The 16,648-nt window shown below is 69.4% G+C and carries 20 protein-coding genes; 12 read left to right on the top strand and 8 right to left on the bottom strand.

Annotated elements, in window-relative coordinates; all coding sequences use genetic code 11:
• Positions 1-9 precede the first annotated feature (9 nt).
• The 3 genes from ACIRG5_RS40280 (at position 10) to ACIRG5_RS40290 (ending at position 1,755) form a co-directional block, all read left to right on the top strand.
• Positions 10-369 carry a hypothetical protein gene (locus ACIRG5_RS40280; RefSeq protein WP_402915187.1) on the top strand — a complete coding sequence of 120 codons (360 nt, stop codon included), beginning with the start codon at positions 10-12 and terminating at the stop codon, positions 367-369.
• A complete protein-coding gene (locus ACIRG5_RS40285) occupies positions 369-1,367 on the top strand; it encodes an ROK family glucokinase (protein ID WP_402915190.1) in 999 nt (332 codons plus the stop codon). The genes ACIRG5_RS40280 and ACIRG5_RS40285 overlap by 1 nt, the downstream gene beginning before the upstream one ends.
• Before the next feature lie 163 nt (positions 1,368-1,530).
• On the top strand, positions 1,531-1,755 hold the full coding sequence (locus ACIRG5_RS40290; protein WP_319978378.1) for a DUF2945 domain-containing protein: 225 nt from the start codon (positions 1,531-1,533) through the stop codon (positions 1,753-1,755).
• A gap of 417 nt (positions 1,756-2,172) precedes the next feature.
• On the opposite strand, the gene ACIRG5_RS40295 is transcribed toward ACIRG5_RS40290, so the two are convergent.
• Positions 2,173-2,628, bottom strand: a complete 456-nt coding sequence (locus ACIRG5_RS40295; protein ID WP_402915193.1) for a hypothetical protein — start codon at positions 2,626-2,628, stop codon at positions 2,173-2,175.
• Positions 2,629-2,861: 233 nt separating this feature from the next.
• Here ACIRG5_RS40295 and ACIRG5_RS40300 point away from each other — a divergent pair, with 233 nt between their 5' ends.
• The 5 genes from ACIRG5_RS40300 to ACIRG5_RS40320 all read left to right on the top strand — a co-directional run bounded on the left by ACIRG5_RS40300 (position 2,862) and on the right by ACIRG5_RS40320 (position 7,589).
• Positions 2,862-3,596, top strand: coding sequence for a lysophospholipid acyltransferase family protein (locus ACIRG5_RS40300; protein ID WP_402915195.1), 735 nt, complete (start codon positions 2,862-2,864; stop codon positions 3,594-3,596).
• 21 nt (positions 3,597-3,617) lie between these two features.
• Complete coding sequence (locus ACIRG5_RS40305; protein ID WP_402915198.1) at positions 3,618-4,130, top strand: polyadenylate-specific 3'-exoribonuclease AS; 513 nt, start codon at positions 3,618-3,620, stop codon at positions 4,128-4,130.
• A 75-nt stretch (positions 4,131-4,205) separates the two neighbouring features.
• Positions 4,206-5,234 carry a 6-phosphofructokinase gene (locus ACIRG5_RS40310; RefSeq protein ID WP_319978683.1) on the top strand — a complete coding sequence of 343 codons (1,029 nt, stop codon included), beginning with the start codon at positions 4,206-4,208 and terminating at the stop codon, positions 5,232-5,234.
• A gap of 196 nt (positions 5,235-5,430) precedes the next feature.
• Positions 5,431-5,787 (top strand): putative quinol monooxygenase, encoded by a 357-nt coding sequence (locus tag ACIRG5_RS40315; RefSeq protein WP_402915201.1) that lies wholly within the window; start codon positions 5,431-5,433, stop codon positions 5,785-5,787.
• A gap of 2 nt (positions 5,788-5,789) precedes the next feature.
• Complete coding sequence (locus tag ACIRG5_RS40320) at positions 5,790-7,589, top strand: FAD-dependent monooxygenase (RefSeq protein WP_402915203.1); 1,800 nt, start codon at positions 5,790-5,792, stop codon at positions 7,587-7,589.
• A gap of 37 nt (positions 7,590-7,626) precedes the next feature.
• Here ACIRG5_RS40320 and ACIRG5_RS40325 read toward each other — a convergent pair whose 3' ends face one another.
• The 4 genes from ACIRG5_RS40325 to ACIRG5_RS40340 form a co-directional block, all read right to left on the bottom strand.
• Positions 7,627-7,986 carry a nuclear transport factor 2 family protein gene (locus ACIRG5_RS40325; protein WP_402915206.1) on the bottom strand — a complete coding sequence of 120 codons (360 nt, stop codon included), beginning with the start codon at positions 7,984-7,986 and terminating at the stop codon, positions 7,627-7,629.
• Entirely contained in the window at positions 7,983-8,309 is a 327-nt protein-coding gene (locus ACIRG5_RS40330) for a cupin domain-containing protein (RefSeq protein ID WP_402915209.1), read from the bottom strand. The genes ACIRG5_RS40325 and ACIRG5_RS40330 overlap by 4 nt, the downstream gene beginning before the upstream one ends.
• A 91-nt stretch (positions 8,310-8,400) precedes the next feature.
• Positions 8,401-9,906, bottom strand: coding sequence for a flavin-containing monooxygenase (locus ACIRG5_RS40335; RefSeq protein WP_402915212.1), 1,506 nt, complete (start codon positions 9,904-9,906; stop codon positions 8,401-8,403).
• 77 nt (positions 9,907-9,983) lie between these two features.
• Positions 9,984-10,766: an IclR family transcriptional regulator gene (locus ACIRG5_RS40340; RefSeq protein ID WP_402915214.1), complete on the bottom strand. Its 783-nt coding sequence runs from the start codon at positions 10,764-10,766 to the stop codon at positions 9,984-9,986.
• A 39-nt stretch (positions 10,767-10,805) separates the two neighbouring features.
• Here ACIRG5_RS40340 and ACIRG5_RS40345 point away from each other — a divergent pair, with 39 nt between their 5' ends.
• Genes ACIRG5_RS40345 through ACIRG5_RS40360 form a run of 4 tightly spaced genes read left to right on the top strand, consistent with a single transcriptional unit; the run spans position 10,806 to position 13,934 of the window.
• Positions 10,806-11,576 carry an SDR family oxidoreductase gene (locus ACIRG5_RS40345; RefSeq protein WP_402915217.1) on the top strand — a complete coding sequence of 257 codons (771 nt, stop codon included), beginning with the start codon at positions 10,806-10,808 and terminating at the stop codon, positions 11,574-11,576.
• A gap of 41 nt (positions 11,577-11,617) precedes the next feature.
• Entirely contained in the window at positions 11,618-12,121 is a 504-nt protein-coding gene (locus ACIRG5_RS40350) for a cupin domain-containing protein (protein WP_402915220.1), read from the top strand.
• Positions 12,118-13,002 (top strand): alpha/beta fold hydrolase, encoded by an 885-nt coding sequence (locus tag ACIRG5_RS40355; RefSeq protein WP_402915223.1) that lies wholly within the window; start codon positions 12,118-12,120, stop codon positions 13,000-13,002. Before ACIRG5_RS40350 ends, ACIRG5_RS40355 begins: the two co-directional genes overlap by 4 nt.
• Positions 13,002-13,934: a 2,3-dihydroxyphenylpropionate 1,2-dioxygenase gene (locus ACIRG5_RS40360; RefSeq protein ID WP_402915226.1), complete on the top strand. Its 933-nt coding sequence runs from the start codon at positions 13,002-13,004 to the stop codon at positions 13,932-13,934. The genes ACIRG5_RS40355 and ACIRG5_RS40360 overlap by 1 nt, the downstream gene beginning before the upstream one ends.
• On the opposite strand, the gene dmpG is transcribed toward ACIRG5_RS40360, so the two are convergent.
• The 3 genes from dmpG to ACIRG5_RS40375 are packed head-to-tail and all read right to left on the bottom strand — an operon-like array spanning position 13,924 to position 16,621.
• On the bottom strand, positions 13,924-14,922 hold the full coding sequence (dmpG, locus tag ACIRG5_RS40365) for a 4-hydroxy-2-oxovalerate aldolase (protein WP_402915229.1): 999 nt from the start codon (positions 14,920-14,922) through the stop codon (positions 13,924-13,926). The two genes, ACIRG5_RS40360 and dmpG, sit on opposite strands and share 11 nt — an antisense overlap.
• Positions 14,919-15,842 carry an acetaldehyde dehydrogenase (acetylating) gene (locus tag ACIRG5_RS40370; RefSeq protein ID WP_402915232.1) on the bottom strand — a complete coding sequence of 308 codons (924 nt, stop codon included), beginning with the start codon at positions 15,840-15,842 and terminating at the stop codon, positions 14,919-14,921. Before ACIRG5_RS40370 ends, dmpG begins: the two co-directional genes overlap by 4 nt.
• Positions 15,842-16,621: a 2-keto-4-pentenoate hydratase gene (locus ACIRG5_RS40375; RefSeq protein WP_402915234.1), complete on the bottom strand. Its 780-nt coding sequence runs from the start codon at positions 16,619-16,621 to the stop codon at positions 15,842-15,844. The genes ACIRG5_RS40370 and ACIRG5_RS40375 overlap by 1 nt, the downstream gene beginning before the upstream one ends.
• Positions 16,622-16,648 lie beyond the last annotated feature (27 nt).

The raw sequence follows: 16,648 nt of genomic DNA on the forward strand, positions 1-16,648 counted from the left end.
AGCTTGTAGATGACTCAGGACAACACCGGCAAGCTCGCCGAGGAGCTGCGGCTGCTCATCGACACGGCCGCCGAGCGCATGCAGCCGTGGTTGCAGCGCGTCTCCGAGGCGGGCGACGGTTCGCACACGCCCGAGACGTGCGGCTGGTGTCCGTTGTGCAACGGCGTGGCACTGCTGCGCGGCGACCGTTCCGAACTGGCCGCGAAGGCCGCCGAACACGCGGCGGGCCTGGTCGCGGTGCTGCGTGCCGCCCTGCGCGAGCCCGGTGCCCCGGCTCCTTCCGCGGGTTCCGAGGAGCACGCGCCGGAGCATGATTCCGGCGCGGGACAGCGCGTGCAGCACATCAAGGTCGTCAGGAAGACCGACTAGTGCTCACGGTCGGAGTGGACATCGGTGGCACCAGCGTGCGCGCTGGCGTCGTGGACCCGCGCGGCTCGGTGCTGGACACCTCCCGCGCGCCCACCCCGGCGGGCGAGCGCGCGCTCGAAGACGCGATCGTCGCCGCCGTGGAGGAGGTGGCGGACCGCCACGCCGTGAGCGCCGTCGGACTGGCCGTGGCGGGCTTCATCGCCTCAGACCGCCGCACGGTCCGTTTCGCGCCCCACCTGGCGTGGCGGCAGGCCGACGTGGCCGACCGCATGAGCGACCGCCTGGGCATGCCGGTCGTCCTGGAACACGACGCGAACGCCGCCGCCCTCGCCGAACACCGCTTCGGCGCAGCCCGAGGCGCCAAGACCGCCGTCCTGGTCGCCATCGGCACGGGCATCGGAGCCGCGCTGCTGCTCAACGGCGAGGTCTTCCGCGGCGCGTACGGCGTGGCCCCCGAACTGGGCCACCTGCGCGTCGTCCCGGACGGCCGCCCCTGCCCGTGCGGCAAGAACGGCTGCTGGGAGCGCTACTGCAGCGGCACGGCCCTGAGCGCCACGGCGGTGGAACTGCTAGCCAAGCACCCCGGCGTCTCCACCGTCCTGGCCCGCGAGGCCGCCGGCGACTCCCGCGCGGTGACCGGCCGCCGGGTGGCGGGCGCGGCCCGTGACGGCGACCCGCTGGCCAAGCGCGCGATGGCCGACCTGGCCCGCTGGCTCGGCGAGGGCCTGGCGCTCGTCGCCGACGTCTACGACCCCGAGGTGATCGTCATCGGCGGAGGCGTGTCGACGTCGGCGCCGCTGTTCCTCGACGACGCCCGCGAGCGCTACTCCGCCGTGGTGACGGGAGCGGGCCACCGCCCGCTGGCCCGGATCCGCACCGCCCAGCTCGGCGACGACGCGGGCATCGTGGGCGCGGCGACTCTGGCCCGCGAGATGGCGGCCCAGATGACCTCCCAGACGACCGCACCGGCGGCGAAGAACCACTCGCGCCGTTCCTGAGCTATTTCCCGAGGGGTCGTGGCCCCAGTTCATCAGGGAGTGGCGCCAGCGGCCGTCCTCGACGTCGCCGACCTCCTCGGACTCGTCGGAGCCGAGCCATCGCTCCAGCTCCAAGGCCTCCTTCTGGCCGGGTTGACGCGTCCGAACGGGGTACCCGTCCGGTATGACGAAGCATCCCTACGAACCAGGTGACGAGGTCGAGTGGTCGAGCCACGGCTCGACGACGCACGGCGAGGTGAAGGAGGAGATCACCGAGGAGACGGAGGCGGCGGGCCGCAAGGTGAAGGCCTCGGAGGACGAGCCCCAGTACCGCGTGGAGAGCGCGAAGAGCGGCAGGGACGCGGTCCACAAACCGTCCGCACTGCGCCGGCGTTCGAAGTCCGGCTGACCTGACTACCGGCCTGCCCTGAGCAGCCCGGTCGGCGCGCACCCGCGGGAAGCGGCATTGCATCAGCTCATTTGCGGACGCAGTCAAAAGACTTGTTGCAAAGGTGCAGGTCAGCGAGACTGATATATCGATTTGGGGAATGTCGCGGCGGGCGTGTCGGGGTTGTTCACCCGCCGCGAACATCTGGCTCGAACGTCCGGCGGAAGAGCGCCGGACCCAGATCTAGCGGCCGAGCAGGCGCAGGATGCGCGGGCGGCGCTTGGCGCGCTCCGCGTCCTTCTTGCTCAGGGTCGCCATGGCGCGGGCCATCATCAGGTGCTGCATCTGGTCCATGGGCGACACGGTAAGCACGACCGAATCGTTATCTGAAGGTTTGAGTGGCTGTTATCACGTCGTTACCAAGTGGGACGTGACGTGTCACACCTGGGCGCCGTCGTCCCAGCCCGAGTCGGGCGGCGGGGTGTTGCGCATGCGCAGGATCAGCCAGCCGACACCCGCGCACAGCGCCACCAGGGACAGCGGGGTGCCGATGCGCGCCTGCAGTCCGAAGATGCCGGGCGCGACCAGCAGCAGGATGCCCAGCACGAACAGGCCGAGAGCCGCGAGCGTGGAGGCGCGCAGCACCGGGAACGGCGGCGGCTCCGGCGGGACGTAGTGGTCCTCGTCGGCAGGATCACGGGCTTCGGGCTCGTCAACGGGCTCCGGTGCCGGATCGTCGGCCACGGCGGTGCGTGGTTCCGGTTCTTGCGGACTCGCCTCATCGAGGTCGAGCCAGTCCTTGCCGACCCCGTCCCGTTCGAGACCCGCGACGATCTCGGCAAAGAGCTCGTCGACGTTCTCCGGTCCGTCGGTCGAGTCGCGCCGGGCGTTCATCCAGAGCCTCTCCCACGTGCCGCCACCCTCTGACCCCACATCGTTGCACGGGCGGGATGTGTTGCGGGTTACGGCAGTCGGCCCAGTCGCGTCCCCAGGTCCGCCTCCCGGCCCGCGTTCTGGCACGGCCGTGACGCACTAACTTGGGACTCGTTGTGTGAGGTGCGGTCGGCTCCGTAGGCTGATTGTCGGGATCAAGGTTTCGCGGGGTCTTAAGGGAGGCGCTTCCCAAGGTGCTGTACTGGTTGATGAAGCACGTCCTCCTGGGACCGATTCTGCGGCTGTTCTTCCAGCCGAAGATCATCGAGGGCGCCGAGAACATCCCGAAGGACGGCGGCGCCATCCTGGCGAGCAACCACCTCGCCGTCTCCGACTCGTTCTTCCTGCCGTTGATGCTGTCGCGGCGCATGACCTTCCCGGCGAAGATCGAGTACTTCACCGGCAAGGGGATCAAGGGCAAGCTGCAGAAGTGGTTCTTCACCGGCGTCGGCCAGGTGCCGATCGACCGGTCCAGCGCGTCCGCCGCGCAGGGAGCGCTCGACACCGGCGTGCGGATCGTGCGCGAGGGCAAGCTGCTCGGCATCTATCCCGAGGGCACGCGTTCGCCGGACGCCCGCCTCTACAAGGGCAAGGTCGGCGTCGCGTGGATCGCACTGGAGTCCGGTGCGCCGGTCATTCCTGTCGCGATGTTCGGCACGGACAAGGCGAACCCCATCGGCTCGAAGATGTGGAAGCCGTACCCGATCCGCATCAAGATCGGCAAGCCGCTCGACTTCTCCCGCTACGAGGGGCTGTCCGGCGACAGGTTCGTGCTCCGGTCGATCACCGACGAGATCATGTACGCGTTGATGGAGCTCTCCGGCCAGGAGTACGTCGACGTCTACGCGGCGAAGGCCAAGGAGCAGACCGCCGACGTGCCGGAACAGGGCAAGAAGGGCGACCGGGTGCCCGAGAAGAAGGCGAGCTGAGCGCACCCCTAGGGTGTCGCGGTGCGGTTTTTCTACGACTGTGAGTTCATCGAGGACGGGCTGACGATCGATCTCGTGTCGATCGGTGTGGTCGACGAGGAAGGCCGCGAGTTCTACGCCGTGTCCACCGAGTTCGATCCCGATCGAGCGGGACCGTGGGTGCGGCAGAACGTGCTCAACCAGCTGCCCTCGCCCGCGGACAAGGCGTGGCGCGGCCGCGAGCGCATCCGCGAGGACCTGCTCGACTTCCTGGGCGCCCGCAACGCGGCGCGCGACGAGGTCGAGCTGTGGGCGTGGTTCGCCGCCTACGACCACGTGGCGCTGGCGCAGCTGTGGGGTGCGATGCCGGCGTTGCCGCGTGCGCTGCCCCGCTTCACGCGTGACCTGCGGCAACGCTGGGACGACGTCGGCCGCCCCAGGCTGCCTGCTCCTCCGGCGGACGCGCACGACGCTCTCGCCGACGCGCGGCACAACCTCGCACGGTGGAAGGTGATCGAGGAGCAGCGGCGGAAAATCGGGTTTCCCGTCCGGTAAGTGAGACCCGCGTTGCTGCACCGATACAGCTCGTGACAGTCTGCGTGACACAGAACACGAGAGATGGGGAAGCAGATGCGCATCGGTGTGCTCACTGGCGGTGGTGACTGCCCCGGTCTGAACGCCGTGATCCGGGCCGTGGTCCGCAAGGGCATCAAGGCACACGGCTGGGAGATCGTCGGGTTCCGCAACGGGTGGCAGGGCCCGATCGAGAACCTCACCAAGGAGATCGGCCTCGCGGACGTCGAGGAGATCCTCACCCGCGGTGGCACCATCCTGGGCTCGTCGCGCACGAACCCCTACAAGGTCGAGGGCGGTGTCGACCGCATTCGCGAGACCATCGCGGCGAACAACATCGACGCCATCATCGCGATCGGCGGCGAGGACACCCTCGGTGTCGCGAAGCGCCTGACCGATGACGGCATCGGCGTCGTCGGTGTGCCGAAGACGATCGACAACGACCTCGGCGCCACGGACTACACGTTCGGCTTCGACACGGCCGTGCACATCGCGACCGAGGCCATCGACCGCCTGCGCACCACGGCCGAGTCGCACCACCGTGCGCTCGTCGTCGAGGTCATGGGCCGTCACGCCGGCTGGATCGCGCTGCACTCCGGTCTCGCCGGTGGCGCGAACGTCATTCTCGTGCCCGAGCGCCCGTTCAACGTCGACAAGGTCGTCGGATGGGTCGAGCGCCGCTTCGAGAGCGAGTTCGCGCCGATCATCGTCGTCGCCGAGGGCGCGATCCCCGAGGGCGGCGCCGAGATGCTGCACTCCGGTGAGCGCGACGCCTTCGGTCACGTTCGCCTCGGTGGCGTCGGCCAGTGGCTCGCGGAGGAGATCGCGGACCGCACCGGCAAGGAATCGCGCGCCGCCATCCTCGGCCACATCCAGCGCGGTGGCACGCCGACCGCCTACGACCGCGTGCTCGCGACCCGCTTCGGCCTGCACGCCGTCGACGCCGTCGCCGCCGGTGACTTCGGCACCATGGTCGCGCTGCGCGGCACCGACATCGTGCGCGTGAAGCTGTCGGAGGCGACGGCCGAGCTCAAGACGGTCCCGACCGAGCGCTACGAAGAGGCCGAGGTCTTCTTCGGTGCCTGATCTCTGGGCCTGACCTGGCCTGATCCGGCGACATCCAATATCCGATATATCGGTTATGCAAAAGACGTTTGCGGACGACCGCAAACGTCTTTTGCATAAGGGTCGCGGTCCCGCTCGCTGGGACTCGCGCTGTGATCGCTCTTCCGCTGGCTGCGATGGTGAATTCATCATCCGTTGAGCAGTCGAGGGAGACCTGATGAGCGACGCGCGAGTCGTCCTGCCCGAGCCGGACGCCGACGAGACAGGGCCCTACACCCACCTGGGATTCGCCAGGGCCAGGCCGGGCCGTGAGGACGACGTCGAGGCGCTGATCCTCGGTCTCGTCGAGCCGTTGCGCGCGGAGCCGGGCTCGATCGAGTTCCACGTCCACCGCGATCGGGCCGACCGGTCGCAGTTCGTGATCTACGAGATGTTCCGGTCGAAGCAGGACCTGGAGAAGCACCTCGCCGAGCCCTACGTCCTGGAGTTCCGGCGCGCGATCCAGCCGCTCGTGGAAGGACCGCTGGTCCAGCAGTTCCTGCGCATGTCCAGCGACCTGCCGGCGGTGAGGTAGCCGTGGGACTGCTGATCATTGCCATCGTCACGCTGGTCTTCCTCCTCACCCGCCGTCTGTGGGGCAGGTTCACCGGAAATCCGCTGCCGCAGATCACCGCACGGCCTGGCAGTGGCTTCCGGACCCGTCTGGGCAAGTCGCGGACTCGCCCCGTCAACCCGCCGCCGAAACCCAGGACCGCCTCATCGGCTCGGCCGGCCGGCTACGACTGCGACGTGCTCGTCGTCGGCGCCGGTCCGAGCGGGCTGATGACCGCGGCGCTGTTGGTCCGCCAGGGCGTCAGGGTGTGCGTGGTCGACGCCAACGCCGGTCCCGCCACGGAGTCGAGAGCGTTCGCCGTCCAGGCCCGCACCATCGAGCTGTTCCGCGGCATCGGACTCGCTGAAGAGTTGCTCGAACGCGGCGTCGTCACGACCGGCATCCGCTTCCACATCAGGGGCAGGCAGGCCGGTGGCCTCGACTTCGACCGCGCGAAGGCGGCGACCACGCCGTACCAGTTCATCCTGATGGCGCCGCAGTCCGAAGTGGAGGAAGTGCTGCTCAAGGACCTCGCTCGGCACGGCGTCACCGTCAGGCGCGGCATGAGGCTCACCGAGCTGAACCAGACCGAGGACGCCATCACCGCGGTCGTCGGAGAGCGGACCATCACCGCCCAGTACGTCGTCGGCGCGGACGGCGCCCACAGCACGGTCCGCCGGCAACTCGGGCTCGGCTTCGACGGCGACAAGTACGGCCAGCGCTATCTCCTGGCCGACTGCAAGGTCGAGTGGCCGCTTGACCACGCGCACTTCCGGGTGTTCATGAACCGCGACCGCATCGGCCTCTTCCTGCCCCTGAAAGGCGCCGAGACCTCACGCGTGATGGTCACCGACTTCGGCGAGCCCGGAGCGGACTTCGACCTGGAGATCCTGCAAGCCGAGCTGCGCAGGGCGATGAACCTGCCCGTCACCCTCAGCGCCCCGATCTGGACCAGCCGCTACCAGGTCCACCTGCGCGGCGTCGACGACTACCGCCGCGGCAGGGGGTTCCTCGTCGGCGACGCCGCCCACATCCACTCCCCGGCGGGCGGCCAGGGCATGAACACCGGCCTGCACGACGCCGCCAACCTCGCCTGGAAGCTCGCGGCGGCGATCAACGACGACGTGGACCTGCTCGACACCTACTCGGCCGAACGTCATCCGGCCGGCGTGCGGCTGCTGAAGTTCACCGACCGCCTCTACCGGGTCGCGGCGGGCCTGCGCGGCTGGCAGGCGTGGCTGCGCGACACGGCGGGGCCGTTCCTGATCGGACGGATGTCGGCGGCACCGATCCCGCACCGCAAGTCGTTCCACCGCCTCTCGCAACTGAGCCTCGGCTACCGGCCCAGCGAGATCAACGTCAACGAGCTGCTCTACTCGCTCAAGGGCCCGCTGGCGGGCCAGCGCGTTCCCGACGCCAGGATCAACGACCGCGAGCAGGTGTTCGACCTCCTGCAGGGCTATCAGCTGCACGTGATCGCGTTGTCCCGCAAGCACCTCACCGCGACCGAGATCACCGAGCACACAACAGCCCTGAACCAGCTCGGTGTCACGAGTCACCTCGTCGCCCGCGTCGAAGCCAGGCCGGACGAACGGGTGCACCGCGCCGACTCGGCGCAGGTGTTCGAGCACTACGGCCTCACCGAACCGGACTCGCAGGCCCTCTACGTCATCCGCCCGGACGGCCACATCGCGTGGCGCTGCGACGAACTCGACTTCGAGGCCTGCCAACGGTTCCTCGTCACAGTGCACCGCCCGGCCACCCGGCAAACCCAAGCCGCATGAAGAGAGGGGCCCGGCGAACTGAACCGGGCCCCTTTTCTCACGCCATCGCCGACGATATGTCCATGTGCACGCGATAGTCGACGATCTCGTCTCCGGACATCCAGATCACCGTCACACAGGGCAACGCGAGCTGTTTGCCGTCCGGCGCCTCGGTCTCGATGGTGAACCGGCAGAACAGCTGGTCCCCGACCTCCACGACCTGGTCGACCACGTGCCGCACCCACGGCAACGCATGGGCGGCACCCGCGGTCGCCGCCACGACGGCCTCACGCCCGATCAGCGGCTCGTTGTTGCCGAAGACGTAGGTGGCATCGGCGGCGAACCAAGCACCGAACGCTTCGGCGTCACCGGAATCGACCGCGGCACACATCTGCCGCACCATGCCGGCCCGGCTCATGGCTTCTTCTGCAGCGAAAGCCCGTGCCGCACCATGATCTCCGCGACCAGCTTCATGTCCCGCGGGCCCGGCGGGAGCTCCGACAACGCCTGGTAGTAGTTCTCCAGCCCCGGCGGCGACACGACGGCCACCACGCGCGTCTCCTCGTCGAACGGATTGTGGAACATGTGCGGTACCCCGCGCGGCATCAGCAGCGAATCCCCCGGCCCCAGCACGTGTTCCTCGCCGTCCAGTTCGACGACGACCCGTCCCTGCACGCACGTGAACAGCTCGTCCTCGCGGCTGTGGATGTGCGTGGGCGGCCCGCCCAGGTTCGGCGGCACGACGTACTCGAACAGCGAGTAGGCGCCCTTGGTGTCCGCGCCGGTCAGCCGCGTGTAGATGCCCAGGCCGATCGCGCCGACGTTCGTGCCCTCACCGCTGCGGTAGACGTGATGCTTCACGGGGGTTTCCATGATCTCCAACCTCGTTTCGACTGATCCGGGCGAGCAACCGGGGCGTGACCTTGCGGTACGCCGACGGCGCGACCGGGTTGAGCCAGTGCGACGCGCGGGTCATCCGGCCGATCTGCAGACCGAGGTCCGCGAGCACCTCGTCGGCGTTCTTCAGGGAGAACGGGATGATCTTCGTGCCGCGGCAGTGGTGCGTGTTCGTCGCCTCGTCCATGAACGCGAGCTGCGCGGCCACATCAGCCCGGCGGGCGGCGGCGTCCGGCAGCGAGAGCGCTCCCGCGAGATCGGCCGCGATCCACAACGCCGCCATCTCCGCGTTGAGCGGGCTGAAGAACGACGAGTTGTAGCCGTTGAAGTAGAGCCCAGGCACGCCGATCGGCTGGATCTGCCGGTACAGCGCGAAGTTGCCGCGCTCATCGAACAGCTTTTCCTGCACGGAGTCCGGCAGGAACGGCACGCCCTGCGTGAACCCGGTGGCGCAGACGATCAGGTCGGCGGGCAGCACCGAGCCGTCCGAGAGTTCCGCGCCGCCGGCCTTGAGCCGTGCGATCGTCCTGTCGCGGTGCACGCGGATCTCGCCCGACTCGACGCCCTCGAAGAACCCCTCGGTCGCGAGTCCGATCGCGCCCTTGACGATGTCCTCCATCTGCCCGGACGGCACCAGGTCGTGCCGCGCGAGCCCGAACTGCTTCACCGACACCGATCCGAGCGAGTTGAGCATCGAGCGCCGCATCCCGTTCGCGGGGCCGTGCAGGAACTTCTCGAACCCGCGCAGCCACCGGTAGCGGAACAGCGCCTCGCCCATGCGGGTCAGCAGCAGCATCTTGAAGTTGACGACGCCGCCGATCCTGCGCGGGACCTTCCACAGCAGCTGCCGCGCGATGATGTCAGTGCTCGCGGCGACACCGCTGATCGGCACCGTCACGTCGCACGCCGACTTGCCGTACCCGACGACGAGCGCGTGCTTGTCCCGCGCCTCCTCGACGTCGAGGAACTCGGTGCCCGCGAGCACTCGCCCGCCGGCCGCCTCGAACTCCTCACGGCCGGGAAACGCCGGTACGGACGGCTCGCAGAACACGCCGTTGGCCACGATCACGCTGTCGTAGCGATACGTCGTGCCGGTGTGCGTGGTCAGGTCCCACGCGTCGCCGACGGGCACGACGGACGTCACCGTCGTCTCCAGGCGCAGGCACGCGTCGACGCCGAAGTGCCACGTGTAGGCCTCCAGGTACGCCTGCACCTGCTCGCCGGTCGGCCACTCCGGCAGTTCCTTCGGCATCGGGAAGTCGGAGAACGAGTACTGGGCCTTCGGGCTCTGCGTGGTGAGACCGGGGTAGCGCCTGGTGCGGCTCCACACGCCGCCGACGTCCGGTGTCCGGTCGAACACCTCGACCTCGTGCCCTGCCTGCAGCAGCACCTTGGCGGTGGTGAGGCCGGCGACTCCGGCGCCGATGATCGCTACTCGCATCCTGGTCCTCCTGAGTGAGGATGTGACGGACCACACTGTGGAGCGCTGCCCTGGCCACGGCCAACCAGAAGTCCCGGCTAGTGGGACTCCCAGCGCCGGGTCGAGTAGGCGCGGGTCGCCGCCGCGGCCGCCATCCGCACGGCCGGGCCGATCCGGTCCGGCCGCACCGCCGCGCTCGGGCCGGTCACCGACAACGCCGCGGCGACGTCGCCACCCGCGCTGAAGATCGGAGCCGCGATGCAGCTGATGCCGACGTTGCCCTCCTCGCGGTCGTAGGCCCAGCCCTGGTCCGGGATCGCGGCCAGCTCACGACGCAACGCCGTGGGGCTCGTGATCGTGCGAGGGGTGCGGCGTGCCAGCCCGGCGGCGATGACCGCGTCCACAGTGGACGCGGCGGAGAAGGCGAGGATCGCGCGGCCCAGGCCCGAGCAGTGCGCCGGGATCATGCCGCCGACCTGGTCGAGCATCGGCATCGGCCGGTGCCCGGTGATCTTCTCGACGACCAGGACCTGCGTGCCGTCGAGGACACCGAGCTGGACCGTGACGCGGGCGGCGGCGTAGAGGTCCTGCAGGAACGGCAGCACGGCCTCGCGCAGCTCGTGCCGCACGGGCACGAGGCTGGAGAGCTTGAACAGGCCGGTGCTGATCCGGTAGCGGTCGCCCGGTTTGTCGAGCCAGCCCAGCTCGATCATGCGGCCTGCCGTGCGGTGCACCGTCGAGCGCGGAAGCCCGGACCTGCGCACGAGTTCGGCCAGGCCCAGCTCGCGGTGGGAGAAGTCGAAGGCGTCCAGGATCGCCGCCGCGCGTTCGAGTGAACCGCTCGGCTCGGTTGACTGCGAGTCCCGGTCACTGGGACTCATCCTTGGCCGACCATCCGCACACGGCGACTGTAGGAGCTCATGGACGCAAACACCACGCGGGTCGCGCTCGTCGGGGGCGGCGCCGGCGGAATCGGTGCGGCGACGGCCGCGGCGCTCGTCGAGAGCGGGCACCGCGTCGTGCTGGCCGGACGCACCGAATCCACGCTGAAGGAGACGGCCGCGCCCCTCGGCGCCGATCACCTCGTCTGCGACCTCGCCGATCCCGGTGAGGCCACTGCTGTCGTCGGTGAAGTCGCCGACCGGTTCGGTTCGCTCGACGTGCTGGTCGTGAACGCGGGCGGGCCGTCACCGGGCGGGATCTTCGAGGTGCTGGACGCGCAGTGGCACCGCGACCTCGACCTGTTGCTGCTCGGGCCGCTGGCGTTGCTGCGCGAGGCGTTGCCGCTGATGGCGCGGCGCGGGTTCGGGCGGGCTGTCACGATCACGTCGACGGCCGTGCGGCAGCCGCAACCCGGCTTGGCGTCGTCGACGGTGCTGCGCGCTGCCGTGACGTCGGCGATGAAGCTCGTGTCACGGCAGTTCGCGGCGGACGGCGTCACGGTCAACTGTGTCGCTCCTGGCGCGACGCTGACTCCGCGCAGGCTGGAGGTGTTGCGGCGCAGAGCCGAGGCGGCGGTCGTGGATCTCGACACCGCCGCCGCGCAGGACCTCGCGGACATTCCCGCCCTGCGCGCGGCGGATCCGGGCGAGATCGCCGCCGCCGTGGCGTTTCTTGCTTCGCCACAAGCGTCGTACGTCAACGGCACCGTGCTGACCGTCGACGGCGGCCGCACCGAAACCGCAGTCTGAAAGGGACGATCGCGTTGGCCACCTCAGGACCCGACTTCACCATGACCGACTTCCTCGGGGCGCTCACGCACGCGGTACGGCCGGACGGCGGACGTCCGCTGGTCGTGCACGACGACGAGCTGGAGACGATTCCTCCCGGCGCGGTGCCGAACCCGACCACGCTGCGGATCGCGGGCAAGCTGCCGACGTCGACGTTCGAGCTGTTCCGCCAGGTGATCCCGGCGGGCGAGAGCTCGGACATGCAAAGGCACTACCACGAGACCGTGCACTTCGTGATCTCCGGCGACGGCCACAGCGAGATCCAGCTCGCGGAACCGGAGAAGTTCGAGACGGTGTCGTGGACTTCCGGCTCGTTCGTCTACACGCCGCCGTGGACCTGGCACCGCCACTACAACGACTCCACCGAGCACCCCGTCGAGTTCCTCACCATCGAGAACTCCCGGCTGCTCGCGCTGTTCGGGCTCGCCCGCAGGCAGAGCGCCGGCCTCGCGACGTTCGACGAGGCGCGCGCCCGTTTCGACACGACATCTGGGGAGGACCAGTGATTCCCGAGCACGTCAGCATCTGGAGCGAACTGTCGCATGTGGACCACACTGTGCGGCACGTCGACGTCCCGGTGCGCGGCCACACCGTGCGGACCAGGATCCTGCAGGCCGGCTCCGGTCCGGAACTCGTGCTGCTGCACGGCACCGGCGGCCACCTGGAGGCCTACGCGCGCGACATCGCGGGGCTGGCGGAGGACTTCCACGTCACCGCCTACGACATGGTCGGCCACGGCTGGTCCGACCTGCCGGACCTGCCGTACACGATCGACGTGCTGTCCGAACACCTCGTGGGGTTGCTGGACGCGCTGGGCGTCGAGAAAGCGCACCTGTCCGGCGAATCGTTGGGCGGCTGGGTGGTCGCGTGGGTCGCCGCGCACTTCCCGGACCGCGTCGACCGGCTCGTGCTGAACACGCCGGGCAACATCGCGAACAAGCCCGAGGTCATGCAACGCATGCGGGACAGCACGATGGCCGCCGTGCTCGATCCCAGCGAGGAGACCGTGCGGCGGCGGGTGGAGTTCCTGTTCCACCACAAGGAGATGGTCACCGATGAACTGGTGAACCTGCGCCGTCAGGTGTACTCGCGGCCGGGCTTCGTGCAGGCGATCACGAACACGCTGGTGTTGCAGGACCCCGTGGTGCGCAAGGACTTCGCCTGGGACCCGGCGTGGGTGGGGAAGGTCGCGGCGCCGACGTTGTTGCTCTGGACCAGCCACGATCCGACGGGCGGGCTGGACGAGGCGGACATGCTGCTGGGGTGGCTGCCGGACGCGCGGGTGCACGTCATCGACGACGCCGGCCATTGGCCGCAGTGGGAGAAGGTCTCCGAGTTCCTCGACACGCACCGCACCTGGTTGCTGCACGGAAAGGACCCGTCCTGATGGCCGAGATCATCGGATTCGCGGGGATGTCGCACAGCCCGTTCGCGACGCTGCTGCCGCCGGACGGTCCCGACGGGCCGGGGTCGGTGTTCCTGCGCGACGCGGACCGCGTGCGGCTCGCGGTGGAGAAGCTGGAGCCGGACGCGATAGTCGTGATCGGGCCGGACCACTTCCACGCCAACTTCTACGACGTGATGCCGCCGTTCGTGCTCGGCGTCGAGGAAGCGGTGGGGTTCGGCGACTTCGGCAGCGGCTCGGGGCCGTTGCCGGTGGCCCAGACGCTGGCCTGGTCGGCGCACAGCGGGCTGGCGGACGCGGGGTTCGACGTGTCGCTGTCGTACTCGCTGACCGTCGACCACGGCATCGTGCAGAGCTACGAGATGATCACCGGCGGCACGACGCTCCCGTTGGTGCCGTTGGTGGTCAACACGGCCGCGCCTCCGTTGCCGTCGCTGGACCGGTGCGTGGAGCTGGGGCGTGCTTTGGGGGCCGCGCTGCGGTCGTCGGTGTTTCCCGGGCGAGTGCTGGTGGTTGCTTCTGGCGGGTTGTCGCACTGGTTGCCGTCCAACGACCCGCGTGATCCGTCCGTGGTGGGGCAGCGGCGCGAGTCGTTGATCCGGGGGCGGGCGTACGCGAAGGAGTTCGCCGCGGCCCGTGAGCCTCGGGTGAAGGCCATGGGCGGCAACCCGGACGCAAAGGTGAACGCGGTGTGGGACGAGTGGTTCCTCGACCGGCTGTCGGCGGGGTCGGCTGCTGAGATCGCCTCCCTCGGGCACGAGACGCTGGAGGATCACGCCGGCAGCGGCGGGCACGAGATCCGCTGCTGGCTCATCGGACAGGTCGCCGTCGGCCTGCCGCTGGTGTGGACGAGTTACGAGCCCGTGCCGGAGTGGATCACGGGCATGGGCATCGGAACCACGTTCAGCGTGTGAGATCCAGGGCGATGTCGGTGAGCATGTCCTCCTGACCGCCCACCAGGCGCCGGCGTCCGGCTTCCAGCAGGAGGGTCCGGACGTCGGCGCCGGTGCGTTGCGCGGCGGTGTCGGCGTGGCGCAGGAACGAGCCGTACACGCCCGCGTAGCCGAGGGTGAGGCTCTCGCGGTCGACGCGCACCGGGCGGTCCATGAGCGGCCGGACCAGGTCGTCGGCGGCGTCCTGGAGAGCGAACAGGTCGGCGTTGTGCTGCCATTCCTGGAGGTTCGCGACGGCGACGAACGGTTCGATGGGGCAGTTCCCCGCTCCGGCACCAAGCCCGGCCAGGGAGGCGTCGACCCGCGTGGCGCCTTCTTCGACGGCGGTGATCGAGTTCGCCACCGCCAGTGAGAGGTTCTCGTGCGCGTGAATGCCAATTTCGGTGCCGGCGTCGAGGACGTCCGTGTAGGCGCGGATTCGGTCGCGGACGTCGTGGGGGAGCAGTCGGCCGCCGGAATCCGTTACGTAGACGCAGTTCGCGCCGTAGGACTCCATCAGCTTCGCCTGGCGCGCGAGCTCTTGCGGCTCGGCGAGGTGGCTCATCATCAGGAACCCGGACACGTCCATGCCGAGGTCGCGCGCGCCGGCGATGTGCTGGGCGGAGATGTCGGCCTCGGTGCAGTGCGTGGCGATGCGAACCGACTGCACGCCAAGGCCGTGGGCGCGTTTGAGGTCGTGGAGTGTGCCGATGCCGGGGAGCAGCAACGTCGTGAGTGTGGCCTGAGTCAACGCCTCCGCGGCCGCCTCGATCCACTCCCAGTCGGTGTGGCTGCCGGGGCCGTAGACGAGCGATCCGCCGCTGAGGCCGTCGCCGTGCGACACCTCGACGGCGTCGACTCCGGCCTGGTCCAGCGCCCTGGCGATCTCGGCGACCTTCTGGGGATCGATGCGGTGCCGCAGGGCGTGCATGCCGTCCCTGAGTGTCACGTCCTGGAGGTAGATCTTCATGCGCGCACCAGCGCCTTCGCCATGGTCTCCGCGACTCGCAGTGCCGCGCTGGTCATGATGTCCAAGTTGCCCGCGTAGGCAGGCAGGTGGTCGGCCGCGCCCTCGACCTCCAGCAGCACGGTGACCTGGTGTGTCACCGGTTCCTCGGTGAGCGTGTGCGGCTGGTCGACCGGGTCGATCTGCACGGGCTGCTTGAGGCGGTAGCCGGGAACGTACGCGGCCACCTGGGTGATCATGTACTCGATGGAGGCGCGGATCCGGTGCCGTGTCTGGGGATCCGGGGCGTTGACGAGCGCGAGAACGGTGTCCCGCATGGTGATCGGCGGGTCCGCGGGGTTGAGCACGATGACGGCCTTGCCTCTTCGCGCGCCGCCCACGTCCGCGATGGCCTGTGCGGTCGTCTCGGTGAACTCGTCGATGTTCGCTCTCGTACCCGGTCCCGCGCTTCGTGACGAGATCGAGGCGACGATCTCCGCGTACTGCACCGGGGTGATGGTGTTGATCGCGGCGACGATGGGGATCGTGGCCTGACCGCCGCAGGTGACCATGTTGACGTTCGGCGCGCCGAGATGCTCGTCGAGGTTGACCGTCGGCACCACCATCGGCCCGATCGCGGCAGGGGTGAGGTCGATGACCCGCTTGCCGTGCGCGGCCAGGATTTCGGCGTGTTTCGCGTGGGCGCCCGCGGAGGTGGCGTCGAACACGATCTCGACGTCCTCGAACCCCGGCATGCTCAGGAGGCCTTGAACACCGTCCGAAGTGGTCGGAACTCCGAGTTTGGCGGCCTTGGCGAGACCGTCCGACGCGGGGTCGATGCCGACGAGCGCCGCCACCTCCAGCCTGGTGGACCGCTTGAGCACCTTGATGACGAGGTCGGTGCCGATGTTGCCCGACCCGATGATCGCGACCTTCGTGCGCATCACGCCTCCAGTTTCGCGAAGGTGGCCCGCACGGTGCCGAGCCCGGTGAACGTCGCCTCGACCTGGTCGCTCGCCTGGACTTCCACCATCGGTCCGAGCGCGCCGCTGAGCACGACGTCGCCCGCCCTCAACGGAGCGCCGAGGCCCGCGGCGGTCGTGGCGAGCCAGGCCAGCGCCGTCAGCGGATCGCCCAGGCACGCGGCACCGGTCCCCGCCGAGCGTTCCTCGCCGTTGACGCTGAGCACCATCGACACGTTCTTCGGCACGACCTCGCCCAGATCCGCCTGCTCGGTGCCGAGGACGAACAGCCCCGACGAGGCGTTGTCGGCGACGGTGTCGGTGAAGGTGATGTCCCAGCCGCTGATCCGGCTGTCCACGATCTCCAGCGAGGCCTTGACGTGGTCGACGGCGTTCGCGACGGTCTGCTCGTCGAAGGGCCCTTCGGTGAGGTCCGCCTTCAGCACGAACGCCAGCTCCGCCTCCACCTTCGGCTGCAGCAGCCCGGACGCCGGCAGTTCGTCGCCGTCCTGGTAGGCCATGTCGTCGAGCAGCACTCCGAAGTCCGGCTGGTCCACGCCGAGCTGCTGCTGGACCGCCGGAGAGGTCAGGCCGATCTTGCGGCCGATGACCGTGGCTCCGTCCGCGATCCGCGCGGCGATGTTGTGCTGCTGCACCGCGTACGCCTCGGCCTCGCCGATGAGGTCCCGCACGGGCGCACACGGAACCTTCTCGCGCGCCGCCGTGGCCAGGCGCTCCGCTGCAATGAGGACTTCGTTCATGCCGCCCATCGTGACGGTGCTGACTGC

The organism is Lentzea sp. NPDC102401 (genome assembly GCF_044765805.1).
Classification (GTDB): domain Bacteria; phylum Actinomycetota; class Actinomycetes; order Mycobacteriales; family Pseudonocardiaceae; genus Lentzea; species Lentzea sokolovensis.

What these genes read in the sequence shown, in the direction of transcription:
- ACIRG5_RS40280 (WP_402915187.1), top strand. Translation starts at nt 10, where the DNA reads ATGACTCAGGACAACACCGGCAAGCTCGCCGAGGAGCTGCGGCTGCTC.
- ACIRG5_RS40290 (WP_319978378.1), top strand. Translation starts at nt 1,531, where the DNA reads ATGACGAAGCATCCCTACGAACCAGGTGACGAGGTCGAGTGGTCGAGC.
- ACIRG5_RS40295 (WP_402915193.1), bottom strand. Translation starts at nt 2,628, where the DNA reads ATGAACGCCCGGCGCGACTCGACCGACGGACCGGAGAACGTCGACGAG.
- ACIRG5_RS40310 (WP_319978683.1), top strand. Translation starts at nt 4,206, where the DNA reads ATGCGCATCGGTGTGCTCACTGGCGGTGGTGACTGCCCCGGTCTGAAC.
- ACIRG5_RS40315 (WP_402915201.1), top strand. Translation starts at nt 5,431, where the DNA reads ATGAGCGACGCGCGAGTCGTCCTGCCCGAGCCGGACGCCGACGAGACA.
- ACIRG5_RS40325 (WP_402915206.1), bottom strand. Translation starts at nt 7,986, where the DNA reads ATGAGCCGGGCCGGCATGGTGCGGCAGATGTGTGCCGCGGTCGATTCC.
- ACIRG5_RS40335 (WP_402915212.1), bottom strand. Translation starts at nt 9,906, where the DNA reads ATGCGAGTAGCGATCATCGGCGCCGGAGTCGCCGGCCTCACCACCGCC.
- ACIRG5_RS40340 (WP_402915214.1), bottom strand. Translation starts at nt 10,766, where the DNA reads ATGAGTCCCAGTGACCGGGACTCGCAGTCAACCGAGCCGAGCGGTTCA.
- ACIRG5_RS40345 (WP_402915217.1), top strand. Translation starts at nt 10,806, where the DNA reads ATGGACGCAAACACCACGCGGGTCGCGCTCGTCGGGGGCGGCGCCGGC.
- ACIRG5_RS40350 (WP_402915220.1), top strand. Translation starts at nt 11,618, where the DNA reads ATGACCGACTTCCTCGGGGCGCTCACGCACGCGGTACGGCCGGACGGC.
- ACIRG5_RS40360 (WP_402915226.1), top strand. Translation starts at nt 13,002, where the DNA reads ATGGCCGAGATCATCGGATTCGCGGGGATGTCGCACAGCCCGTTCGCG.
- dmpG (WP_402915229.1), bottom strand. Translation starts at nt 14,922, where the DNA reads ATGAAGATCTACCTCCAGGACGTGACACTCAGGGACGGCATGCACGCC.
- ACIRG5_RS40370 (WP_402915232.1), bottom strand. Translation starts at nt 15,842, where the DNA reads ATGCGCACGAAGGTCGCGATCATCGGGTCGGGCAACATCGGCACCGAC.
- ACIRG5_RS40375 (WP_402915234.1), bottom strand. Translation starts at nt 16,621, where the DNA reads ATGAACGAAGTCCTCATTGCAGCGGAGCGCCTGGCCACGGCGGCGCGC.